This window comes from Pseudomonas sp. Leaf434, from assembly GCF_001425545.1.
GTDB classification, from domain to species: domain Bacteria; phylum Pseudomonadota; class Gammaproteobacteria; order Pseudomonadales; family Pseudomonadaceae; genus Aquipseudomonas; species Aquipseudomonas siliginis.
Genome location: NZ_LMQZ01000001.1, coordinates 522,195 through 545,935, shown reverse-complemented (window position 1 = coordinate 545,935; position 23,741 = coordinate 522,195). Strand labels below are relative to the sequence as shown.

Here is a 23,741-nt window from a genome sequence, read left to right as displayed (position 1 = left end):
CCGCTCGCCCCGCTTGCGCGGCCCTCGCGCCCTCACTAACGTAGCGGCTTTATTGCGCCCCCAGCCTTATACCCCCGCAGGAGCTTCGCCATGGCCTCGCCAGCCCTTACACATTTTCTTCCCCGGTTCGGCGTTGCCGCAGCAGTGGCCGGTGTTCTCGGCCTGTCCGGTTGCCAGACCTGGAACGCCCAGGACAGCCTGCCGCCGACCTCCGGCGTACAACCGCTCAAGGGCCTGGCGCAGAACGTGTCGGTGCGGCGCAATGCGATGGGCATGCCGTTGATCGAGAGCAACAGCTTCCATGACGCGCTGTTCAGCCTCGGCTATGTCCACGCCAGCGACCGCATCAACCAGATGGTCACCCTGCGCCTGTTGGCCCAGGGCCGGCTGGCGGAAATGTCTGGCGCGTCGATGCTCGATGCCGACCGCTACATGCGCGCGGTCAATCTGAAGAAGAGCGCCGGCGAGCTGTACAAGGCCTCGTCGCCACGGCTCAAGCGCTTCTTCGAAGTCTACGCACGAGGCGTCAACGCTTATCTGTTCCGCTATGCCGACAAGTTGCCGGGCGACCTCGCCGCCAGCGGTTACAAGCCCGAATACTGGAAACCGGAAGATTCGGCGCTGATTTTCGCCCTGCTGAATTTCAGCCAGTCGGCCAACCTGCCGGAGGAAATCCAGTCGCTGGTGCTCGCGCAAACCGTGACCACTGACAAACTCGCCTGGCTGAGCCCGTCGGCGCCTGATGAAAACCTGCCAGTGGCTGAAGCCGACAAACTGCAAGGCCTCAAGCTCAACGGGCAGATTCCGGGGCTGACGGAATTGAGCAACGCCAGCCAGCAACTGTCGTCGCTGAACCTGCTCGCCACACCGACTGCGAACAATTGGGCGATCGCCCCGCAACGCAGCCGCAGCGGCAAGAGCCTGCTGGCCAGCGATGCGCACGGGCCGCTAGCCGCACCGTCTCTGTGGAGTTTCGTGCAGATCCGCGCGCCGAAATATCAGGCCGCCGGCGTCACGGTTGCCGGTCTGCCGATGGTGCTCGGCGGCTTCAACGGCAAAGTGGCGTGGAGCATGACCAGCGTGCTCGGCGACAATCAGGACCTGTTCCTCGAGAAAATCCGCCGTCAGGGCAGCAGCCTCACTTATGAAGTCAACGGCAAATGGCAGCCGTTGGGCGTGCGCAACGAAACCTATTTCGTCAAAGGCCAGCGGCCGATTCGCGAAGCCGTTTACGAAACCCGCCACGGCGCGCTGCTCAACAGTGCCCACGCAGCGGCGCAGGGCAGCGGTTTCGGTCTCGCTTTGCAGACGCCAAGCTTCACCGACGACAAAACCCTGGATGCCTTCTTCGATCTGACCCGCGCGCAGAACGTCGAGCGCGCCTCGGACGCCAGCCGCGAAATCCGCGCCATTACCCTGAATCTGGTCTTTGCCGATGCAAGCAATATCGGCTGGCAAGTCACCGGGCGCTTCCCCAACCGTCGCGAAGGTGAAGGCCTGCTGCCCTCGCCGGGTTGGGACGGTCGCTACGACTGGGACGGTTACGCCGACCCGATGCTGCACCCCTACGATCAGGACCCGGCACAAGGCTGGCTCGGCACCGCCAACCAGCGTGTAATTCCCGACGGCTACGGCATGCAGTTGTCGAAATCCTGGGCGGCACCGGAGCGCGGCGAGCGCCTGGCGGAAATGGCCGGCAGCGGCAAGCACGACAGCCGCAGCGTGATCGCCATGCAGTACGACCAGACCACCACGTTCGCCGCCAAGCTGAAAAAAGTCTTCGAAGCACCGGGGATGAAGCAACCGCTGAAACAGGCGATCGACGCCCTGCCGGACGCCGAGCGCAGCAAAGCCCGTGAAGCCTTCACGCGCTTGATGGCGTTCGACGGCAAGCTCAGCCCGACCTCGGCGGATGCGGCGATTTATGAACTGTTTCTGCAGGAAAGCATGAAGCAGATCTTCCTCGATGAACTGGGTCCTGAGTCGAGCCAGGCGTGGAAGGCCTTTGTCGCCAATGGCGATCTGTCCTACGCGGCGCAGGCCGATCATCTCTTGGGGCGTGAGGACAGTCCGTTCTGGGATGACCTGCGCACGCCGCAGAAGGAAGACAAAGCGGTGATTCTCGCCCGCAGTCTCGCTGCAGCGATTACAGCGGGCGACAGCCAGTTGGGCGGCGATCATCGCGCCTGGCAGTGGGGCAAACTGCACAGCTATGCGTGGAAGAACAGCAACGGCCAGACCGTGCGCGGGCCGCTGGCAGCCGGTGGCGATCACACCACGCTGAACAACTCGGCGTTTGCCTGGGGCCAGGACTTCGTCACCACGCGCGCGCCGTCGATGCGTTTTATCGTCGACTTCGGCCAGAGCGAGCCACTGATGGCGCAGAACGGTACGGGGCAGTCGGGCAATCCACTGAGCCCGAACTACCTGAACGGGATCGATGCATGGCTGAAAGGTCAGTACATCGGCTTGCCGATGCAGCCGCAGAACTTTGATCGGGTGTATGGCAAGGCTCGCTTGACCCTCACCCCCGGGAAATAGAGCAAAGATCAACAGCCCCTCACCCTAGCCCTCTCCCGGAGGGAGAGGGGACTGATTGGGGGATGCTTGGGTCTTGCGCCGACCTGAAAGAGAGATGGTGAATCCAACATTGGATCAGGCTCAAGGCTGTGCCCGATCCATATTCAACTCGGCCCTCCAGGTCGATGTACCTCACCAGACACCTCGGTCGGCCCCTCTACAAAGCGAGGTGAATCCAACGTTGGATCAGGCTCAAGGCTGTGCCGGATCCATATTCAACTCGGTCCCCCAGGTCGATGTACCTCACCAGACACCTCGGTCGGCCCCTCTACAAAGCGAGGTGAATCCAACGTTGGATCAGGCTCAAGGCTGTGCCGGATCCATATTCAACTCGGTCCCCCAGGTCGATGTACCTCACCAGACACCTCGGTCGGCCCCTCTACAAAGCGAGGTGAATCCAACGTTGGATCAGGCTCAAGGCTGTGCCGGATCCATATTCAACTCGGTCCCCCAGGTCGATGTACCAGGCGACAAACTCCGCCTGCAGCACTTCCTCCAGGTCGATGTACCTCACCAGACACCTCGGTCGGCCCCTCTACAAAGCGAGGTGAATCCAACGTTGGATCAGGCTCAAGGCTGTGCCGGATCCATATTCAACTCGGTCCCCCAGGTCGATGTACCTAACCAGACACTTCGGTCGGCCCCCTCTCCCTCTGGGAGAGGGCTGGGGTGAGGGTAGCGCTTCAAAGCCGATCGAACTTCCAGCCTCACGCCCGCCTCATAGCTAACAAGCCCCCCATTCCGGTCACGACATGGATCTTGTTATTGCCCGACCTGAAGGTCTCTACTGCCCCGCCGGAGATTTCTATATCGATCCGTGGCGGCCGGTCGAGCGCTCGGTGATCACCCATGCCCATGGCGATCACGCGCGCACCGGTAATCAGCACTACCTGTCGAGCAGCGCCAGCGCCGGGATTCTGCGCGCGCGCCTGGGTCAGGACATCCAGTTGCAAACCCTTGATTACGGCCAACGCCTGACCCATCACGGCGTGACCCTGAGCTTTCACCCCGCCGGGCATGTCCTCGGTTCAGCGCAAGTGCGCCTGGAATACGGCGGCGAAGTCTGGGTCGCGTCGGGGGATTACAAGGTCGAGCCGGATGGCACGTGCGCCCCATTCGAACCGGTGCGCTGCCACACCTTCATCACCGAATCGACCTTCGGCCTGCCTATCTACCGCTGGCAGCCGCAGGCGCAGATCTTCGCCGAGATCAATCAGTGGTGGGCGGCCAATATCGCCGCCGGCAAGGCCAGCGTGCTGTTCTGCTATTCCTTCGGCAAGGCCCAACGCATCCTCCACGGCATCGACGAAACCCTCGGGCCGATCCTCAGCCACGGCGCGGTCGAACCGTTGAACCGTGTGTACCGCGATGCCGGTGTGTACCTGCCGCCGACGATCTATGCGGGCGACGTGAAAAAAAGCGATCCGATCATGCGCCAGGCGTTGGTCATTGCCCCGCCGTCGGCGGGCGGCAGCACGTGGATGCGCCGTTTTGGCGACTTCAGCGATGCCTTCGCCAGCGGCTGGATGCGCTTGCGCGGGACCCGGCGGCGGCGCGGCGTCGATCGCGGTTTCGTCCTCTCCGATCACGCCGACTGGCCCGGCCTGCTCTGGGCGATCAACCAGACCGGCGCGGAGCGGGTGATGGTCACTCACGGCTCGATCGGCGTGCTCGTACGTCATCTGCGCGAGCAGGGCCTCGATGCACAAGGCTTCACCACTGAATACGGCGATGACGAAGACGACAACATCGCCACCGCACCCACCGTTGCCGAGACGTCCCCATGAAAGCGTTCGCCGAGTTATATGCCGAACTCGACGCCACCACGTCGAGCAACGCCAAGCTGGCGGCGATGCAGGCTTACTTCGCGCAGGCCGCGCCGGAAGATGCCGCATGGGCGGTGTATTTCCTCTCCGGTGGTCGGCCTCGTCAACTGGTGCCGGTGCGCATCCTCCGTGAGCTGGCGGTAGAAGTTTCAGGATTGGAGCCGTGGCTGTTCGAAGAAAGCTATCAGGCCGTCGGCGATCTGGCCGAGACCATTTCTCTGGTGCTGCCGGAAAACTCCCACAGCTCCGAGGTCGGTCTAGCCGAATGGATCGAAGACAAGCTGCTGCCACTGCGCGGCGAAACCCCGGAATATCTGGCGCGCCAACTGCCGATGTTGTGGGCGCAACTGGATCGGCCGAGCCTGATGCTGTGCATCAAGCTGATCACCGGCAGTTTCCGCGTCGGCGTGTCGAAGCTGCTGGTCACCCGCGCCCTCGCCTCGATGGCGGGACTGGACAGCAAACGCGTGGCCCAGCGCCTGGTTGGTTACACGGACCTGTCGAACCGGCCGAACGCCGCCAGCTATCTGAAACTGATCGCCCCGGAATCCGCAGACGAACATGCCCAGCGCGGCGGCCAGCCCTACCCGTTCTTTCTTGCCCACGCCTTGGCGCAACCGGTCGAGGAATTCGAAGCGCTGCTCGGCCCGGCCAGCGACTGGCAGGTGGAATGGAAGTGGGATGGTATTCGCGCGCAAGTGGTCAAGCGCGACGGCAAGCTGTGGGTGTGGTCGCGCGGCGAGGAACTGGTGACCGAGCGCTTCCCCGAGTTCGATGTGCTGGTTCACGGCTTGCCCGACGGCACGGTGATCGACGGCGAAATCGTCGTGTGGAAGAGCACCCATCCGACCACCGAAGATGCCTTCGATCCGCAATCCGATGAGCCGCCAGCCGTGCAACCGTTCGCCCTGCTGCAACAACGCATCGGTCGCAAGACGCTCGACAAGAAAATTCTCGAAGAAGTGCCGGTGGTAGTGCTGGCCTACGACCTGCTGGAGTGGCAGGGCGAAGACTGGCGCAACCAGCCGCAGGTCAAGCGCCGTGCGCAACTCGAGGAAGTCATCGCGCACTGCAACAGCCCGGTACTGCTGCCCTCCCCTGTATTGACCGGCAAAGACTGGCTCGACCTCGGCCGCCAGCGCGAAGCGTCACGCAAACTCGGCGTCGAAGGCATGATGCTCAAGGCCCGCGACTCGCTGTATGGCGTCGGCCGGACCAAGGACATGGGCGTGTGGTGGAAGTGGAAGGTCGACCCGTTCAGCGTCGACGCGGTACTGATTTATGCCCAGCGCGGACACGGCCGTCGCGCCAGTCTGTACAGCGATTACACCTTCGCCGTGTGGGACGGCCCGCCGGAATCCAGTAAACGCTCGCTGGTACCGTTCGCCAAGGCTTATTCGGGGCTGACCGATGAAGAGATGCGCCAGGTCGACAGCATCGTGCGCAAGACTACCGTGGAGAAATTCGGCCCGGTCAGCAGCGTCAAGCCGAGCCTGGTGTTCGAACTCGGCTTCGAAGGCATCGCCCTGTCGCGCCGGCACAAGAGCGGCATCGCCGTGCGTTTCCCGCGCATGCTGCGCTGGCGCAAGGACAAGACCGTCGAAGAAGCGGACAGCCTCGCGACTCTGCAAGACTTGTTGGCCTGATTCATTCTCGACACATCGCAGAACCCTGTGGCGAGGGGATTTATCCCCGCTGGGCGGCGCAGCGGCCCCCAGCAATTTCCCCCTAAAATCGTGCACTCAGGTTTTTGCGCCTGCTGCGCAGCCGATCGGGATAAAGCCCCTCGCCACAGTTTCAACTGCTCTGAGCCACGCGTTTGAACCGAAACAGTGCATGCAAACAGCAATGCCCGTTTCCGTGCATTCAACTACCCTTGCCTCTCTCCGCTCAACCTTTTAAAACACCTGTTCGGCACTCTGGTTCGGAAATTGCTACTTTCTATAGGTCGTAAGCGTTGCAGTAACAATAATTCTGCGCCACAAGCGCTCATATTGGTTCTTAGGGATTGAATAATGAAAAAAGCATTGCTGACCCTTTCTGCACTGGCGTTGTGCATGGCCGCCGGCTCCGCGCTGGCCAAGGAATACAAAGAGCTGCGCTTTGGCGTTGACCCTTCGTACGCACCGTTCGAGTCGAAAGCGGCCGATGGCAGCCTGGTCGGGTTCGATATCGATCTGGGCAACGCGATCTGCGCCGAACTGAAGGTCAAGTGCAAATGGGTCGAAAGCGATTTCGACGGCATGATTCCGGGCCTCAAGGCCAACAAGTTCGACGGTGTGATCTCGTCGATGACCGTGACCCCGGCTCGCGAGAAGGTCATCGACTTCTCCAGCGAACTGTTTTCCGGCCCGACCGCTTACGTGTTCAAGAAAGGCTCCGGCATCACCGCCGACGTCACTTCACTCAAGGGCAAAACCGTCGGTTACGAGCAAGGCACCATTCAGGAAGCCTACGCCAAAGCCGTGCTGGACAAGGCTGGCGTGAAAACCCAGGCCTATCAGAACCAGGATCAGGTGTATTCCGACCTGACCTCCGGTCGTCTCGACGCCGGTATCCAGGACATGCTGCAAGCCGAACTGGGCTTTCTGAAGTCGCCAAAAGGCGCTGATTATGAAATCAGCCAGCCGGTCGACAGCGAATTGCTGCCAGCCAAAACCGCTGTCGGTATCAAGAAAGGTAACACTGAGCTGAAAGCACTTTTGGATAAAGGTATCAAAGCGTTACACGACGACGGCAAATACGCCGAGATTCAAAAGAAACACTTTGGTGACCTGAATCTGTACAGCGGCAAATAATGCCCCGGCGCCCATCCTCGATGGGCGCCTTTTCCATCCGCTCAGGTTGCTGATTTATGTTTGAAACCCTCCTGCAAAATCTGGGGCTGACCTCGTTCAGTCTGCAGGGCTTCGGCCCGTTGCTGCTGCAAGGCACCTGGATGACCATCAAATTATCGGCAATGTCGCTGCTGGTGGCCGTGTTGCTCGGCCTGCTCGGCGCCAGTGCCAAACTGTCGAAAGTCAAACTGGTGCGCCTGCCCGCGCAGCTCTACACCACGCTGATTCGCGGCGTGCCAGATCTGGTGCTGATGCTGTTGATCTTCTACAGCCTGCAAACCTGGTTGACGTCGCTGACCGACTACATGGAATGGGAATATATTGAAATCGACCCGTTCAGCGCCGGCGTACTGACGCTGGGCTTCATTTATGGCGCGTATTTCACCGAGACCTTCCGTGGCGCCATCCTCGCGGTGCCGCGCGGCCAAGTCGAAGCCGCCACTGCGTATGGCCTCAAACGTGGCCAGCGCTTTCGCTTCGTGGTGTTTCCGCAAATGATGCGTTTTGCCTTGCCTGGCATCGGCAACAACTGGATGGTCATGCTCAAGGCCACCGCGCTGGTGTCGATCATCGGCCTCGCCGATCTGGTCAAGGCTGCCCAGGACGCCGGTAAAAGCACCTATCAACTGTTCTACTTTCTGGTCCTCGCCGCCTTGATTTATCTGCTGATCACCAGTGCTTCGAACTTCATCCTGCGCTGGCTCGAACGCCGCTACGCCGCCGGTGCCCGGGAGGCCGTACGATGATCGAACTTCTCCAGGAATATTGGCGCGCCTTCCTTTATACCGACGGCCAGAACATCACCGGGCTGGCGATGACGATGTGGCTGCTGACCGCGTCGATCTGCATCGGCTTCGTCGTCTCGATTCCGCTGTCGATTGCCCGCGTCTCGCCGCACTTCTACATTCGCTGGCCGGTGCAGTTCTACACCTACCTGTTCCGGGGCACGCCGCTGTATATCCAGCTGCTGATCTGCTACACGGGCATCTACAGCCTCGCCGCCGTGCGCGAACAGCCGATCCTCGACAGTTTCTTTCGCGACGCGATGAACTGCACGATCCTCGCTTTCGCTCTCAATACCTGCGCGTACACCACGGAAATTTTCGCCGGGGCGATTCGCAGCATGAACCATGGCGAAGTCGAAGCGGCCAAGGCTTATGGCCTGACCGGCTGGAAGTTGTACGCCTACGTGATCATGCCGTCGGCACTGCGCCGCTCGTTGCCTTACTACAGCAACGAAGTGATCCTGATGCTGCACTCGACCACCGTGGCGTTCACCGCGACCATTCCCGATATCCTGAAAGTCGCGCGGGATGCCAACTCGGCGACCTTCCTGACCTTCCAGTCATTCGGCATCGCCGCGCTGATCTATCTGACCATTACGTTTGCGCTGGTCGGTCTGTTCCGCCTCGCCGAACGCCGCTGGCTGGCCTTCCTCGGGCCGACTCACTAGCACCGGTTTGAAAATAAAGAGATAACAATGCGCCACCAGATCCATGACTTGCTGGCCCCGCTGCCGGGGACCGCACGGCAAATTCACAGCTTCCACTTCGGCCCACAACAGGCCAAGGGCAAGGTTTACATTCAGGCGTCGCTGCACGCTGACGAACTGCCGGGCATGCTGGTCGCCTGGCACCTGAAACAGCGTCTGACCGAGCTGGAAGCTGCCGGCCGCCTGCGCAGCGAAATCGTACTGGTGCCGGTGGCCAACCCGGTCGGCCTCGAACAAGTGCTGATGGACGTGCCGCTGGGCCGTTACGACCTGGAGAGCGGGCAGAACTTCAATCGCTGGTTCGTCGACCTCAGCGAAGAAATCGGCAACGCCATCGAAGGCCAACTCAACGACGATGCGCAGCACAACCTCGAACTGATCCGCGCCAGCCTGCGCAACGCCCTCGACCGTCAGACGCCGACCACCCAACTGCAATCCCAGCGCCTGACCCTGCAACGCCTGGCCTGCGATGCCGACATGGTGCTCGACTTGCACTGCGACTTCGAATCCGTGGTGCACCTGTACACCACGCCCGAGGCGTGGCCGCAGGTCGAGCCGCTGGCGCGCTACATGGAAGCCCAGGCCAGCCTGCTCGCCACAGACTCTGGCGGGCAGTCGTTCGACGAATGCTTCACCCTGCTCTGGTGGCAATTGCGCGAGCGCTTCGGCGAGCAGTTCGAGATTCCGCTGGGCAGCTTCTCGGTGACCGTCGAATTGCGCGGCCAGGGCGACGTCAATCACCCGCTGGCCAGCCGCGATTGTCAGGCGCTGATCGATTACCTGATCCAGTTCGATGCCATCGTCGGCGAGACCAAGCCGCAACCGCCACTGCCGCACCCGGCCACGCCGCTGGCCGGGGTCGAACCGGTGACCACGCCAGTTGGCGGCCTGCTGGTGTACTGCGCGACACCCGGCCAATACCTGGAAGCCGGGCAGCAGATCGCCGAAATCATTGACCCGGTCCACGACAAGGTCACCCCCATTCATTGCACCGCCGCCGGCCTGCTGTATGCGCGCTCGCTGCGGCGCATGGCCACTGCCGGCATGGTCATCGCCCACGTCGCGGGCGCCCAGGCCTATCGCAGCGGCTACCTACTTTCGCCTTGAGGATGCTCGTCCATGTACAAACTGACCGTTGAAGGCCTGCACAAAAGCTATGGCGATCATCAGGTGCTCAAAGGCGTTTCGCTCAAGGCCAAAACCGGCGACGTGATCAGCCTGATCGGCGCCAGCGGCTCGGGCAAAAGCACCTTTTTGCGCTGCATCAATTTCCTTGAACAACCCAATGACGGCGCCATGAGCCTTGATGGCCAGGCGATCCGCATGGTCACCGACCGCCACGGCATGCACGTTGCCGACGCCGATGAACTGCAACGCCTGCGCACGCGGCTGGCGATGGTGTTCCAGCATTTCAACCTGTGGAGCCACATGACCGTGCTGGAAAACATCACCATGGCCCCGCGCCGGGTGCTGGGTTGCAGCAAACAGGAAGCCGAGGATCGCGCCCGACGTTATCTGGACAAAGTCGGCTTGCCGGCGCGGGTCGCCGATCAATACCCGGCGTTTCTGTCCGGCGGCCAGCAACAACGCGTGGCGATCGCCCGGGCACTGGCGATGGAACCGGAAGTGATGCTGTTCGACGAACCGACCTCGGCACTCGACCCGGAACTGGTCGGCGAAGTGCTGAAAGTGATTCAGGGCCTGGCCGAGGAAGGCCGGACGATGATCATGGTCACCCACGAAATGAGTTTTGCGCGCAAGGTGTCGAATCAGGTGCTGTTTCTGCATCAGGGTCTGGTGGAAGAAGAAGGTGCGCCCGAAGAAGTGCTGGGCAACCCGAAAAGCGAACGCCTGAAGCAATTCCTGAGCGGCAATCTTAAATAAGGTTGGCACTCAACCCTTTGTGGGAGCGAGCCTGCTCGCGAAAGCGGTTTATCAGTCAACATCAATGTTGAAGGTGACATCGCATTCGCGAGCAGGCTCGCTCCCACGGGGGAATCCACCGACCGACAAAGTTAAACTTGTCCCCCCGCTTCGCTGTCTCTGAAACAACACCTCCAGAGCGCACGCAGCCGGCATGGCGAAATCCCCCGACTTTGCAAAAACCTGGTTCAGCGCCCGCGACTGGAAGCCGTTCGCCTTTCAGAAACAGGTGTGGGCGGCGGTGAAAAACGGCGAATCCGGGTTGCTCCACGCCAGCACCGGCGCCGGCAAAACTTATGCGGTATGGTTTGCTGCGCTCAACCGCTTCGCCCGCCTGCAACCGCCCGTGGCTACACCGCGCAAACGCAAAGCGCCGGCCGAACCGCTGACGGTGCTGTGGATCACGCCGATGCGCGCCCTCGCCGCCGATACCGCCCGCGCTTTACAAAGCCCGGTCGATGAATTGCAGATTCCGTGGAGCATCGGCCTGCGCACCGGCGATACCAGCAGCAGCGAACGCGCGCGTCAGGGCCGACGTTTGCCAACGACGCTGATCACCACACCGGAAAGCCTGACCCTGTTGCTCGCCCGCGCCGATGCGCGCACGGCGTTGTCGAGCCTGCGCATGATCGTCGTGGATGAATGGCACGAATTGCTCGGCAACAAACGCGGCGTGCAATTGCAACTGGCCCTCGCCCGCCTGCGTCATTGGCAGCCGGAACTGATTGTCTGGGGGGTATCCGCCACCCTCGGTAATCAATCCCACGCCGAGCAAGTGCTGATCCCACAGGGCGGCGGCGTCAGTGTTCAGGGCAAAAGCGAAAAAACCCTGCAAGTCGACACCCTGCTGCCTCCGGCCATCGAGCGTTTTCCCTGGGCCGGCCACATCGGTCTGAAGATGCTGCCGCAGGTGGTGGCCGAACTTGACGCCTGCGCCAGCAGCCTGGTGTTCACCAACACCCGCGCGCAATCGGAGATCTGGTATCAGGCGCTGCTGGAAGCGCGGCCGGACTGGGCCGGGTTGATCGCGCTGCACCACAGCTCACTGTCCCGCGATAACCGCGATTGGGTCGAGCAGGCGTTGAAGAATGGCCAGTTGAAAGCAGTGGTGTGCACCTCGAGCCTGGACTTGGGTGTGGATTTCCTCCCGGTCGAGCGCGTATTGCAAATCGGCTCGGCGAAAGGCGTCGCACGTTTGATGCAACGTGCCGGGCGCTCCGGCCACGCGCCGGGGCGCACCTCGCGGGTGACGCTGGTGCCGACCCACAGCCTTGAACTGATCGAAGCGGTCGCCGCACGCGATGCCGTCGAGCAACGGCGCATCGAGCCGCGCCTGTCACCGCTCAAGCCGCTGGATGTGCTGGTCCAGCATTTGGTCAGCATGGCCCTTGGCGGTGGCTTTATTCCTGGAGACTTGTACGAAGAAGTCCGAGGCGCCTGGGCCTATCGCGACCTGACAGCGGCAGACTGGGCCTGGGCGCTGGCGTTCGTACGCCATGGCGGGATGTCTCTTACAGCGTATCCGGATTACCGCCGGGTCGAGCCGGACGAACACGGCGTCTGGCGTGTGCCGGATGCGCGTCTGGCGCGGCGCCATCGCATGAGCATCGGCACCATCGTCAGCGACGCGAGCATCAACCTGAAATTCTGGAGCAAGGGCGGCGGCGGCAAACAGCTGGGCAGCGTCGAGGAAGGCTTTATCGCCCGGCTGAAACCGGGCGATGGTTTCCTCTTCGCCGGGCGCCTGCTGGAACTGGTGCGGGTGGAAAACATGACCGCCTACGTCAAACGCAGCACCGCGAAAAAGGCTGCCGTGCCGCGCTGGAATGGCGGACGCATGCCGTTATCCAACGAACTGGCCGAAGCGGTGGTCACGCGCTTCAGCGCCGCTGCTCAAGGTCAATTCAACGGCCCGGAAATGCACGCGTTGCGGCCGCTGCTGGAGACGCAGATACGCTGGTCCGGCTTGCCCACCACGGAAAATCTGCTGGCCGAAGTGCTGAAATCCCGCGAAGGCTGGCATCTTTTTCTCTATCCGTTCGCCGGGCGACAAGTGCATCTGGGACTGGCGAGCCTGTTGGCGTGGCGCGTCAGTCAGCGCCAGCCGGTGACCTTCTCGATTGCCGTGAATGATTACGGCCTGGAACTGCTCAGCGCCACGCCGGTGGATTGGGCCACGCATCTGGACGCGCACCTGTTCAATGCCGATGACCTGTTGCTGGACGTGCTCGCCAGTCTCAATGCCGGTGAACTGGCGTTGCGCCGCTTCCGCGAAATCGCGCGGATCGCCGGGCTGGTGTTCGCCGGGTATCCGGGCGCACCAAAGAGTACCCGCCAGGTGCAGGCGTCGAGTGGCTTGTTCTTCCAGGTGTTCAAACAATATGACGCCGACAACCTGCTGCTGGCCCAGGCTGGGGAAGAAGTCCTACGCGAGGAACTGGATATTCGTCGCCTGGAACAGACACTGGAGCGCATCAATCAGATGAAAATGGACGTGCATCAGGTTAAACGTCCTACACCGTTGGGCTTTCCGCTGCTGGTGGAGCGGATGCGCGAGAGCATGAGTTCGGAAAAACTGGCTGACAGGATCAGAAGAATGGTTGGTGACCTGGAAAAAACCGCTGATAACGGGAAATCGTCGTGAGTGCGTACCCGGTGCGTTTGGCCGGTGAGGAGTTGTGGCTGCTGCCGGAGAAAGCGCTGTACTGGCCAGCGCAGGAAGCATTGCTGATCGCCGATGTGCATTTCGGTAAGGCGGCGGCCTATCGCAGCCTCGGCCAGCCGGTGCCGCATGGCACGACGGCGAGCAACATCGAGGTAATCGACGCGTTGCTGACGCGGTTGCCGTGTCGCCAGTTGATCTTCCTCGGGGATTTTCTGCATGGGCCTGGTTCCCATCTCCCGACCACACTGAATGCGCTGGCAGAGTGGCGCACGCGGCACGCTGACCTGCCGATGACGCTGATTCGCGGCAACCACGACAAACGCGCAGGCGACCCACCAGCCTCGCTGAATATTCGCGTGGTACCAGAGCCGCTGTTACTAGGGCCATTCGCCCTGCAGCATGAGCCCGATCCGCATCCGGAACGGCACGTGCTCGCGGGCCACGTGCATCCGGTTTATCGATTGCACGGCAAAGGTCGGCAGAGCCTGCGCCTGGCCTGTTTCAGACTCGGTGAGCGCATCAGCCTGATGCCGGCATTCGGTGCGTTCACCGGCGGCTATCAGGTCGAGCGCGACGACAGCTGCAGAGTCTTCGTGATCGGCGACAACGAAATATGGCCCGTCAGCTAGATCGCAAATCGATCAGACTGACGGGCCATATTCATGACAGTGGATCAGGCCACAGGCGCCGGAGGCGGCTCGTCCGGCAGCGTCGGTTCGCCTGGTTCGGTCGGTTGTTCGTTGGGAGTATCGGGATCGGGCTGGCCGGGCACGCCGCCGGACAGGCTCAAAGACGGATTCGCCAGTAACGACCAGGCCAGAACGCCTATCTGATTGGGCTCAAGCCTTGCCAGTTCAGCGCTGATTCGCGGGTCGATCTTCATAGGGCACTCCTCAGTGAAGGCCCGAATCTGTGTGTAACAAAAACGGGCAGTACACCCCATAGAGTGTCTGCCCGCCAAAGAATTCCCGACATCCGTCGGATGGTCGATCAGGTACGCGGCAAGGTCACGCCACGCTGGCCCTGGTACTTGCCGCCACGATCCTTGTAGGAAACTTCACATTCTTCATCGGATTCGAGGAAGAGCATCTGCGCCACACCTTCGTTGGCGTAGATTTTCGCCGGCAGGTTGGTGGTATTGGAGAATTCCAGGGTCACATGACCTTCCCACTCAGGCTCGAGCGGAGTGACGTTGACGATGATGCCGCAGCGCGCGTAGGTGCTTTTACCCAGGCAGATGGTCAGCACGTTGCGCGGAATGCGGAAGTATTCGACGGTGCTGGCCAGGGCGAAGGAGTTCGGCGGAATGATGCAGACGTCGCTGTGGATGTCGACGAAGCTGCCGGCGTCGAAGTTCTTCGGGTCAACAATGGCCGAGTTGATGTTGGTGAACACCTTGAAGTGGTTGGTGCAACGCACGTCGTAGCCGTAGCTCGACACGCCGTAGGAAATCACCCGGCTGTCGTCGCTGCCGCGCATCTGGCGCTCGACGAACGGTTCGATCATGCCGTGTTCCTGCGCCATGCGGCGAATCCACTTGTCCGATTTGATGCTCATGGCGGGTTTGTCCTGAATAGCGAGGTGGAAAAATTCTGTCCGGCATCTTACCGGGCGCGTCGTCTCGTTCAAAGTGCGCAACGCAATTCTCGGCGAACACCCCGTATTTACGCGATGTGGCGACGAACCGTCGCACCGCCGATCCCTAAAACACAGAATCCTTTGCAAGAAACATTGGCACGTTCCGGAAAAAGGGTTAAGGTGGCGTCACTGTGTTGCTTGTGTCACTGAGAATCTCTACACGATATGTTGAATTTCGATCCAACCATCTACAAGAATTTTTCCTGCTCTTTGCACTCAGTCTCGGCCAGGGTTCTTCCTGAGTCGCAGTTATCTTTGTTCAAGGAGTTACACCATGTCTAATCGCCAAACCGGTACCGTTAAGTGGTTCAACGATGAAAAAGGCTTCGGCTTCATCACTCCACAATCCGGTGACGACCTGTTCGTTCACTTCAAAGCTATCCAATCCGACGGCTTCAAAAGCCTGAAAGAAGGCCAACAGGTTTCTTTCATCGCTACCCGCGGTCAGAAAGGCATGCAAGCTGAAGAAGTACAAGTTATCTAACTTGTAGCTTCTTTAGAAAAGAGCCCCGCCCTTAAAAGCGGGGCTTTTTTGTGGGCGCCTGTTTTGCGCTGGCAAAAAAAATCGCGACCCTTGAGGCCGCGATTTTTTTGTTTCTGCCCTTACCAGGCGACGCCAAACCCTGCGGTATAACGGGTCTTGTTCAGATCCGCATCGTTGGTGCCACTGATGATGTCGCGCTCGGCCTTGAGGTTGAGCGAGGCCCAGTCGGTGACCTTGTAGCGCAGGCCCAGCTCGGCATCCAGTGCGTAATCGGCAACACCCGACAGCGGCTTGCCGACTTCGCCATTGGTGAAGAACTCGACCTTCTTGCCGATCAGGTAGCGGTTGTAGTCCCACTTCATCGCGACGGAGTAGAAGTTGTCCTTGCTGCCATCGCGGTATTCATAGTCGGTGCGGTTGAGCAACGAGCCCAGCGAGAACGCACCCAGTTCATCGTCCCAGAACTGGTAACCCGGACCGGTACCGACCACACGCTGACGCGCCAGCTCTTCGATGTGATCACGCTTGTAGTTGATGCGCCCTTGCCAGAACCACTGATCGGTAAGGAAGCGGTCGAGGGAGTATTCGGCGCGCCAGTTGTTGGTGGTGGTTTCCGCATCCTGGACTTCGCGGTTGTACTCGCCCTCGCCGGTATGGCGCCAGCGACCATGGCGAGCCGAAGTCTTGAAGGCGACGTCGTAATCGTCGGTGTCCTTTTCGGCGCGCTGATAGTCCAGCGCCAGATCGACGTTACCCTTCCATACCAGGTCGGTGACGATCGGCTTGGGCTTGAGAATCTGCTGAATGCTCGCCAGCTCGACCGTCTTCGGCGCCTCGCCGTTGGCCAGGGTGACCTTGCCATCGTCGGCCGCCGTCAGCGACTTCGATACTTCACCGGCATAGGCGTCCTGCTTGACCAGCAGATGCTGATCGCTGTCGAGGGTCTTGACCTCTTTCCAGTCAATCGCCACTGCGCCGGCGTATTTGGTCTGGATCAACAGCTTGCCGCCATCGAATACCGTGATAGTGCCGCTCAGCTTGTCGCCGTTTTTCAACCAGACGGTGTCGGCAAGCAGGGGCGTGGACGCGCTGAAAACAGCGAGGCACAACAGGGTTCTGGGGAACATAAGCAGATCGGAGGCTCAGAGTTGGCGAAAAGGGTCGGCATTATCCGTAGGATTTTGCCCATGACAAGGACTGACCGGACTATTTCAATTGAGTTCATTTCTCAACTGCACCACGAGCGATTACCCTTGTCGCCATCATCACGCTAATACTCAGGAGCCGCGTACGTGAAAGACCCGCTCGACAGCGTCGAAAACGATGCGCAAATCCGACGCACGGCACTCTACTCGACGCTCGCGCAAGTGCCCGAAGGCAAAGTCGTCAGTTATGGCCAGTTGGCCGAACTTGCCGGGCTGGGCCGCGCCGCGCGCTGGGTCGGGCGGACTTTGAGCCAGTTGCCCGGCGACACCAAGCTGCCCTGGCACCGCGTACTCGGCGCCGGCGGGCGCATCAGTCTGCCGGTCGGCAGCCCCTCCGGTGACGAGCAGCGCGCGCGATTGCGCATGGAAGGCATCACCGTCCAGAACAATCGTGTGGATATTCGGCGCCATGGCTGGCGTCCGGTAGAGCACAGCGGTTAGAGTGCGCGCTTTGTTTTCGCAATTTTGAGGCAGACTTCAGCCCATGCCCCGTAAAACCTGGCGCGCCGCGCTCGCCGCCTATGCCAGTCCTTCGACGCTCGTGCTGTTGTTGCTCGGTTTTGCCGCCGGCCTGCCGTACATGCTGGTGTTCTCGACGCTCTCCGTATGGCTGCGTGAAGCAGGCGTGGCCCGTGAAACCATTGGCTATGCCAGCCTGATCGGCCTGGCGTACGCGTTCAAATGGGTCTGGTCGCCGCTGCTCGATCAATGGCGCCTGCCCTTACTGGGCAAACTCGGCCGTCGCCGCTCCTGGCTGGTGCTCTCCCAGGCACTGGTGATTCTCGGCCTGATCGGCATGGGATTCTGTGATCCGCAGAAGCATTTGTCCTGGCTGATCGCCATTGCTGTCGTGGTTGCCTTCGCCTCCGCCACGCAAGATATCGCGGTCGACGCCTATCGCCTGGAAATCGCCGATGACAGCCGCCAGGCCGCCCTCGCCGCCAGCTACATGTCCGGTTACCGCGTTGCCGCCCTGCTCGCCACCGCCGGTGCGCTGTTCTTCGCCGAAGGTTTCGGCTCCACCGGCTTCAACTATAAGCACGCAGCTTGGACCGGCACCTATGTGCTGTTCGGCGCATTGATGGTGCCCGCGCTGCTGACCACGCTGTTCATGCGTGAACCACCCGTACCGCTGCGCACGCAGTTGCAGGCCGGGCGCTATACGTTCATGCATCAATTGATGTCGGTGTTCGTGCTGATCGTGCTGCTGGTTTCCGTACCGGCGATGTTCACCCAGCTATACAACACCGATTTCGCCGGCGTGCTGTTCGGCGACATGAGCCCACTCGATTTGCTGCTCGAAGACCGCGCCTTCCTGCGTGCCATCCTCTATACGTTGCTGACGGGGATGTGTCTGTCGGCCATGGGCCGGCGCGGACTGGCGCCGGTACTGACGCCGATCAATGACTTCATCCTGCGTTATCGCTGGCAGGCGCTGTTGCTGCTGGGCCTGATCGCCACTTACCGGATGTCCGACACGGTAATGGGCGTGATGGCCAACGTGTTCTACATCGACCAGGGTTTCACCAAGGATCAGATCGCCAGTGTCAGCAAGATTTTCGGCCTGATCATGACCCTCGTCGGCGCCGGCATGGGTGGCCTGTTGATCGTGCGTTTCGGCATTCTGCCGATTCTGTTTATCGGTGGTGTGTCTTCGGCAGCGACCAACCTGCTGTTCGTCATGCTCGCGGACATGGGCCCGAACCTGCAGATGCTGGTGGTGACCATTTCCCTCGACAACTTCAGCTCGGGCCTGGCGACATCGGCGTTCGTTGCCTACCTGTCGAGCCTGACCAACCTGAAGTTTTCCGCTACGCAATATGCCCTGCTCAGCTCGATCATGTTGCTGCTGCCGCGCCTGATGGGCGGCTATTCCGGCGTGCTGGTCGAGAAGTTCGGTTATCACAGCTTCTTCCTCATTACCGCCCTGCTCGGCGTGCCGACGCTGCTACTGATCGCGCTGCACTGGTTCCAGGAGCGCCGCCGCGAAGGACAAACACCGACGCCCGAGCCTGCACCGACGCCCGTCACCGAAGAATCGTAGGACGCTTCGCCAATGGCGGGAGGAATCCCGCCGCTGACGCCCTCGCCCGGCCACACTTCTGTACGTCAGCAAAACTCGCCGGTACACTGCTCCGTCATTTCCAGTCATAGCAACCGACAACGGCCAACCATGCGCACCAGTCAATTTTTGCTCGCCACACAGAAAGAAACGCCTTCCGACGCGGTCGTGATCAGCCACCAGCTGATGCTGCGCGCCGGCATGATCCGCAAGCTTGCCTCGGGCCTGTACACCTGGCTGCCGATGGGCCTGCGAGTCATGCGCAAGGTCGAAGCCATCGTTCGCGAAGAGATGAACGCTGCCGGTTCTCTGGAAGTGTTGATGCCGAGCACCCAACCGGCCGAGCTGTGGCAGGAATCGGGGCGCTGGGAAGAATACGGCCCTGAGCTGCTGCGCATCAAAGACCGCCACGGTCGTGATTTCTGCGCGGGCCCGACCCACGAAGAAGTGATCACCGATCTGATGCGCAACGAGTTGAGCAGCTACAAACAGCTGCCAATCAACCTGTATCAGATCCAGACCAAATTCCGCGACGAAATCCGCCCACGCTTCGGTTTGATGCGCGGCCGCGAATTCATCATGAAGGACGCCTACTCCTTCCACGCTGATCAGGCGTCGCTGCAGGTCACCTACGACCGCATGCATGAAGCCTACTGCAACATCTTCACGCGTCTGGGCCTGAAATTCCGCCCGGTAGAAGCCGACAACGGTTCGATCGGTGGTGCCGGTTCCCACGAATTCCACGTGCTGGCCGAGTCCGGCGAAGACGATATCGCCTTCAGCAACGGCTCCGACTACGCGGCGAACATCGAAAAAGCCGAAGCGGTGCCACGGGAAACCTCGCGCCCTGCGCCAACCGAAGAGCTGCGTCTGGTCGACACACCGGACACCAAAACCATCGCCGCCCTGGTGGAAAAATTCAATCTGCCGATTGAAAAGACCATCAAGACCCTGATCGTCCATGCCGAAGAAGAAGGCAAGCTGATCGCGCTGGTGATTCGTGGCGACCACGAACTGAACGAAATCAAGGCTGCCAACCAGCCTGGCGTGGCCAGCCCGCTGGTGATGGCCTCCGATGCCGAACTGCGTGACGCGATTGGCGCCGGCGCCGGCTCGCTCGGCCCGCTGAACCTGCCGCTGCCGATCATCATCGACCGCTCGGTGGCGATGATGAGCGACTTCGGTATTGGCGCGAACATCGACGACAAGCACTATTTCGGCGTGAACTGGGAGCGTGATCTGCCGGTTCCGACCGTTGCCGACCTGCGCAACGTCGTCGCCGGCGACCCAAGCCCGGACGGCAAAGGCACGCTGGAAATCAAGCGCGGCATCGAAGTCGGCCACATCTTCCAGCTGGGCAACAAGTACAGCAAGGCGATGAAGTGCGAAGTGCTGGGCGAAAACGGCAAGCCGGTGACTCTGGAAATGGGTTGCTACGGCATTGGCGTTTCCCGCGTGGTCGCTGCTGCCATCGAGCAGAACAACGACGCCAACGGCATCATCTGGAGCGACACCCTGGCGCCATTCCAGATCGCGCTGGTACCGCTGCGCTATGAAACCGAACAGGTGCGCGAAGCCACCGACAAGCTCTATGCCGAACTGACGGCGGCCGGCTTCGAAGTGCTGCTGGACGATCGCGACAAGAAAACCAGCCCGGGCATCAAGTTCGCGGACATGGAGCTGATCGGCATTCCACACCGGATCGTGGTCAGCGACCGCGGCCTCGCCGAAGGCAACCTGGAATACAAGAGTCGTTCCGAAGCAGAGGCGCAAGCACTGCCGGTGGCCGATGTTGTGTCCTTCCTTCAGGCCCGTATCCGCCGCTGAAACCAGATAGAGACGTCATGTTCAAGCGAAACACCTTAGGCCTCGGTGGCGCCGCCCTGTGCGGCGCCCTGCTGGTCAGCGGCTGCGCCAATCACATGTCGCAACGCAGCGAGCACGAAGAGCGGGTCGAGCGAAAGTTGCTCGATCACAGCCTGCAGATCGATGTCGGCGAGCCCAAGGTGCTCGAGCTGCCGCAGCGACGCGTGAAGATCAACGAGCAGAAGACTTTCGAAGTCACCGAGTTCGAGGTCACCCGTCGCTACGACCGCTACACGCCTTACCAACCCTGGCGCGAAGTCTACGAGATTCCGCTGGGCGCGGTAGCCGTGGTCGGTGGTGTCGGTGCCAACGTGGTCAACGTGTTTGCCCTCGGAAACCTGCCGGATAGCGTCACCCGGGATTGGCTGAGCTACGGTTTCGCCGGGCTCAACCCGTTCATGAACGTGCAGTCCAATGGTCGTGCGCAGCAGAACCTCGCGGGCATCGACGAAGTCCAGCGCGACAAGCGCACGGAGTATTCGAGCCTGCCGTGGAGCGAACGACCGGTGCAGGTCAAGGCCGGCAAGCAGACGTTCGACATGACCACTGATCGCAACGGTGTGCTGCGCTTGAATCTGCTCGATAGCCCTTTCGCCGAACATGACCTCAACCATGTCGGCCGCTTGCAGATCAGTGTCGAAGACGCCAAGGACGATGTGCATTCCGACTCGACCCTGATGCTCAGCGGCCACCTGCGCGGCAAGTTGATTGAGGCGCACGGGCTGATTTATGACGATCTGGAAGATGACGAGGTGAGCCAGTGGGTACACCGGGTTAAACGCCTGTCGGAGCTGGGTCTGGAAGAAGAAGCCAGTGAGCTGGAACAGAGCCTGATCGAACTGACGCGCAACGATCCGGAGTTGCAGGCTGAGTTTCTCAAGTCTCTGGCCAAGGATGCCGGGCGTTTAGTGGCTGATCCGGGACCGAATTAAAGCTTAAAAGCTTCGCGAGCAGGCTCGCTCCCACAAGGGATTTGTGAACGACAAAGATCCAATGTGGGAGCGAGCCTGCTCGCGAAGAGGCCCTGCCAGGCACCGCGAATCTACCGCTCAAACAACTCCATCTGCTCAAACCCGCCGCGCAAATCCTCCAGCCTCACTCCCACCCCCAACAGCCGCACCGGCTTGCCGCCGCGGTTGAACGCCTGCGTCAGCATCAACTGGTAACTGCCCAGGTCCCGCCCTGCCCCGGCCTGCTCCAGCGTGGTCTGGGTGAAATCATGGAATTTGACTTTGACGAACGGCTTGCCCGGTCGATAACTGCTGTCGATCCGCGCCATGCGGGTTTTCAGGGTATCGAGCAGCTCGGGCAATTTGTCCAGGCAGCTGCGCAAGTCCGGCAGATCAACGTCGTAGGTGTTTTCCACGCTGATCGACTGACGACGGCTGTCGTTGTGCACCAGCCGGTCATCGATCCCACGGGCCAGATTCCACAAGCGCTCGCCGAAACTGCCGAATTCGCGCACCAGCGCCAGCCTGCCCCACTCGCGCAGATGCTGGCAGTCAACGATGCCGAGCTTGCCGAGCTTGTCGGCGGTGACCTTGCCGACGCCGTGCAGCTTGCTCACCGGCAGACCACTGACGAACTCCTCGACCTGATCCGGGGTGATCACGAACAAACCGTTGGGTTTTTTCCAGTCACTGGCGATCTTCGCCAGAAATTTGTTTGGCGCAACGCCTGCGGAAACGGTGATGTGCAATTGGTTGGAGACCCGGCGGCGAATGTCCTGGGCGATGCGCGTGGCGCTGCCGCCGAAATGCGCGCTGTCGGACACATCCAGATAGGCCTCGTCGAGCGACAGCGGCTCGATCAGGTCGGTGTAGTCGGCGAAGATCGTATGAATTTCCTTCGACGCTTCCCGATAAGCGTCCATGCGCGGCTTGACGATGGTCAGGTTCGGGCACAATTTCAACGCGTGACAGGAAGCCATGGCCGAGCGCACACCATAGGCGCGCGCTTCATAGTTGCAGGTGGCGATCACCCCGCGTCGATCCGCTGAACCACCCACCGCCAGTGGCTTGCCGGCCAGACGCGGGTCATCGCGCATCTCGATGGCGGCATAGAAACAGTCACAGTCGATGTGGATGATTTTTCGCTGGGTCATGTCGGAAAAAGACAACGTGGCAAGCCGGAGCGGCAGTATCTCATTGGCACCTGTATATAGCACCAGTGGTTGAATGTTCTTTTCCGACCGTAGGAGATTTCCGATGAATTTATTTTTTCAATTACAGATCAACGGGCAATAGAGCTGAAAGCCTTGCACCACCTGCCCTGCGCGCCGGTCGCCCGCCCGGAAAAGACGCTAAGCGCTTGAACCTCAACAGATTTATCCAGATCGACGGTTGACACATTCGCGAACCTCTGTAGAATGCCGCCACACAGACGCGGGATGGAGCAGTCTGGTAGCTCGTCGGGCTCATAACCCGAAGGTCGTCGGTTCAAATCCGGCTCCCGCAACCAAACATCAAAAAATGGAGCAGTCTGGTAGCTCGTCGGGCTCATAACCCGAAGGTCGTCGGTTCAAATCCGGCTCCCGCAACCAAACATCAAAAAAGGCTACTCGAAAGAGTGGCCTTTTTTGTGCGCGTCTGTTTTGCAAACGGGCGCCCCGCTCAATCGCTGGCGAAACGGCAATTCGTTGAATTTCCGAAACTTACGCATCACCTGCGACCGTTTGCCGCGATTTCGCAGTTATTTGGCCCATTCCGGGATTAGCGGTTGACACCTCGTCGTTCGCCTGTAGAATGCCGCCACACAGACGCGGGATGGAGCAGTCTGGTAGCTCGTCGGGCTCATAACCCGAAGGTCGTCGGTTCAAATCCGGCTCCCGCAACCAAACATCAAAAAATGGAGCAGTCTGGTAGCTCGTCGGGCTCATAACCCGAAGGTCGTCGGTTCAAATCCGGCTCCCGCAACCAAACATCAAAAAAGGCTACTCGAAAGAGTGGCCTTTTTTGTATCTGTTGAAAAAGTCCTTTCGCAACAATGATCTGTCACTGTGCAGTGACCGCTGGGGATCATCAGAACCACTGACTTGCGACTATGCTTGAGTCGCAGACAGGGCTTCTGCAATCCAGGAACTGCCCTCGCCGATGCCCGACGAGAGGCGTAGTATTTTGTGATTATTTTTTTCTACAGGGATTGGTAACTTGGCTGGATACCT

19 protein-coding genes and 4 tRNA genes are annotated in these 23,741 nt (G+C 60.6%); 19 read left to right on the top strand and 4 right to left on the bottom strand.

Annotated elements, in window-relative coordinates:
• Positions 1-90 precede the first annotated feature (90 nt).
• The 10 genes from ASG55_RS02415 to pdeM all read left to right on the top strand — a co-directional run bounded on the left by ASG55_RS02415 (position 91) and on the right by pdeM (position 13,952).
• Complete coding sequence (locus tag ASG55_RS02415; RefSeq protein ID WP_056783347.1) at positions 91-2,541, top strand: penicillin acylase family protein; 2,451 nt, start codon at positions 91-93, stop codon at positions 2,539-2,541.
• 791 nt (positions 2,542-3,332) lie between these two features.
• Positions 3,333-4,367 (top strand): ligase-associated DNA damage response exonuclease, encoded by a 1,035-nt coding sequence (locus ASG55_RS02410; protein WP_056783345.1) that lies wholly within the window; start codon positions 3,333-3,335, stop codon positions 4,365-4,367.
• A complete protein-coding gene (locus ASG55_RS02405; RefSeq protein ID WP_056783344.1) occupies positions 4,364-6,052 on the top strand; it encodes an ATP-dependent DNA ligase in 1,689 nt (562 codons plus the stop codon). Before ASG55_RS02410 ends, ASG55_RS02405 begins: the two co-directional genes overlap by 4 nt.
• A 369-nt stretch (positions 6,053-6,421) precedes the next feature.
• Positions 6,422-7,204 (top strand): transporter substrate-binding domain-containing protein, encoded by a 783-nt coding sequence (locus ASG55_RS02400; RefSeq protein ID WP_041478063.1) that lies wholly within the window; start codon positions 6,422-6,424, stop codon positions 7,202-7,204.
• Between the two features lie 56 nt (positions 7,205-7,260).
• The gene (locus ASG55_RS02395) at positions 7,261-7,989 is read left to right on the top strand and encodes an ABC transporter permease (protein WP_056783342.1); all 729 of its coding nucleotides are present in this window, start codon (positions 7,261-7,263) and stop codon (positions 7,987-7,989) included.
• Positions 7,986-8,696 carry an ABC transporter permease gene (locus tag ASG55_RS02390; RefSeq protein ID WP_016771384.1) on the top strand — a complete coding sequence of 237 codons (711 nt, stop codon included), beginning with the start codon at positions 7,986-7,988 and terminating at the stop codon, positions 8,694-8,696. The genes ASG55_RS02395 and ASG55_RS02390 overlap by 4 nt, the downstream gene beginning before the upstream one ends.
• Before the next feature lie 27 nt (positions 8,697-8,723).
• Complete coding sequence (locus ASG55_RS02385; protein WP_056783340.1) at positions 8,724-9,842, top strand: succinylglutamate desuccinylase/aspartoacylase family protein; 1,119 nt, start codon at positions 8,724-8,726, stop codon at positions 9,840-9,842.
• Between the two features lie 12 nt (positions 9,843-9,854).
• Entirely contained in the window at positions 9,855-10,619 is a 765-nt protein-coding gene (locus tag ASG55_RS02380; protein ID WP_056783337.1) for an ABC transporter ATP-binding protein, read from the top strand.
• 193 nt (positions 10,620-10,812) lie between these two features.
• Positions 10,813-13,302: a ligase-associated DNA damage response DEXH box helicase gene (locus tag ASG55_RS02375; RefSeq protein WP_056783335.1), complete on the top strand. Its 2,490-nt coding sequence runs from the start codon at positions 10,813-10,815 to the stop codon at positions 13,300-13,302.
• On the top strand, positions 13,299-13,952 hold the full coding sequence (gene pdeM, locus ASG55_RS02370; protein WP_370695115.1) for a ligase-associated DNA damage response endonuclease PdeM: 654 nt from the start codon (positions 13,299-13,301) through the stop codon (positions 13,950-13,952). Before ASG55_RS02375 ends, pdeM begins: the two co-directional genes overlap by 4 nt.
• A 44-nt stretch (positions 13,953-13,996) precedes the next feature.
• Here the strand turns inward: pdeM and ASG55_RS02365 are convergent, their stop codons facing one another.
• Both ASG55_RS02365 and dcd read right to left on the bottom strand, forming a co-directional pair.
• Entirely contained in the window at positions 13,997-14,206 is a 210-nt protein-coding gene (locus ASG55_RS02365; RefSeq protein WP_016771389.1) for a hypothetical protein, read from the bottom strand.
• Positions 14,207-14,313: 107 nt separating this feature from the next.
• Positions 14,314-14,880, bottom strand: coding sequence for a dCTP deaminase (gene dcd, locus ASG55_RS02360; RefSeq protein ID WP_007940589.1), 567 nt, complete (start codon positions 14,878-14,880; stop codon positions 14,314-14,316).
• Between the two features lie 355 nt (positions 14,881-15,235).
• On the opposite strand from dcd, the gene ASG55_RS02355 reads away from it, so the two are divergent.
• Positions 15,236-15,445 carry a cold-shock protein gene (locus ASG55_RS02355; RefSeq protein ID WP_002554837.1) on the top strand — a complete coding sequence of 70 codons (210 nt, stop codon included), beginning with the start codon at positions 15,236-15,238 and terminating at the stop codon, positions 15,443-15,445.
• Between the two features lie 119 nt (positions 15,446-15,564).
• Here ASG55_RS02355 and ASG55_RS02350 read toward each other — a convergent pair whose 3' ends face one another.
• Complete coding sequence (locus tag ASG55_RS02350) at positions 15,565-16,572, bottom strand: DUF481 domain-containing protein (RefSeq protein WP_024011896.1); 1,008 nt, start codon at positions 16,570-16,572, stop codon at positions 15,565-15,567.
• A 165-nt stretch (positions 16,573-16,737) separates the two neighbouring features.
• Here ASG55_RS02350 and ASG55_RS02345 point away from each other — a divergent pair, with 165 nt between their 5' ends.
• From ASG55_RS02345 to ASG55_RS02330, 4 genes are all read left to right on the top strand, one after another.
• Positions 16,738-17,091 carry an MGMT family protein gene (locus tag ASG55_RS02345; protein ID WP_016771391.1) on the top strand — a complete coding sequence of 118 codons (354 nt, stop codon included), beginning with the start codon at positions 16,738-16,740 and terminating at the stop codon, positions 17,089-17,091.
• A gap of 43 nt (positions 17,092-17,134) precedes the next feature.
• On the top strand, positions 17,135-18,694 hold the full coding sequence (locus ASG55_RS02340; RefSeq protein ID WP_041478070.1) for an AmpG family muropeptide MFS transporter: 1,560 nt from the start codon (positions 17,135-17,137) through the stop codon (positions 18,692-18,694).
• A gap of 129 nt (positions 18,695-18,823) precedes the next feature.
• The gene (locus tag ASG55_RS02335) at positions 18,824-20,539 is read left to right on the top strand and encodes a proline--tRNA ligase (protein ID WP_056783331.1); all 1,716 of its coding nucleotides are present in this window, start codon (positions 18,824-18,826) and stop codon (positions 20,537-20,539) included.
• A gap of 17 nt (positions 20,540-20,556) precedes the next feature.
• The gene (locus ASG55_RS02330; RefSeq protein ID WP_056783330.1) at positions 20,557-21,510 is read left to right on the top strand and encodes a hypothetical protein; all 954 of its coding nucleotides are present in this window, start codon (positions 20,557-20,559) and stop codon (positions 21,508-21,510) included.
• A gap of 110 nt (positions 21,511-21,620) precedes the next feature.
• Here ASG55_RS02330 and dinB read toward each other — a convergent pair whose 3' ends face one another.
• Positions 21,621-22,682, bottom strand: a complete 1,062-nt coding sequence (gene dinB / locus ASG55_RS02325; RefSeq protein ID WP_056786745.1) for a DNA polymerase IV — start codon at positions 22,680-22,682, stop codon at positions 21,621-21,623.
• Positions 22,683-22,961: 279 nt separating this feature from the next.
• Between dinB and ASG55_RS02320 the strand changes: the two genes are divergently transcribed.
• From ASG55_RS02320 to ASG55_RS26720, 4 genes are all read left to right on the top strand, one after another.
• Positions 22,962-23,038, top strand: a tRNA-Met gene (locus tag ASG55_RS02320).
• A 10-nt stretch (positions 23,039-23,048) separates the two neighbouring features.
• A tRNA-Met gene (locus ASG55_RS26725) sits at positions 23,049-23,120 on the top strand.
• 217 nt (positions 23,121-23,337) lie between these two features.
• A tRNA-Met gene (locus ASG55_RS02315) sits at positions 23,338-23,414 on the top strand.
• A 10-nt stretch (positions 23,415-23,424) separates the two neighbouring features.
• Positions 23,425-23,496 (top strand) — tRNA-Met (locus tag ASG55_RS26720).
• Positions 23,497-23,741 lie beyond the last annotated feature (245 nt).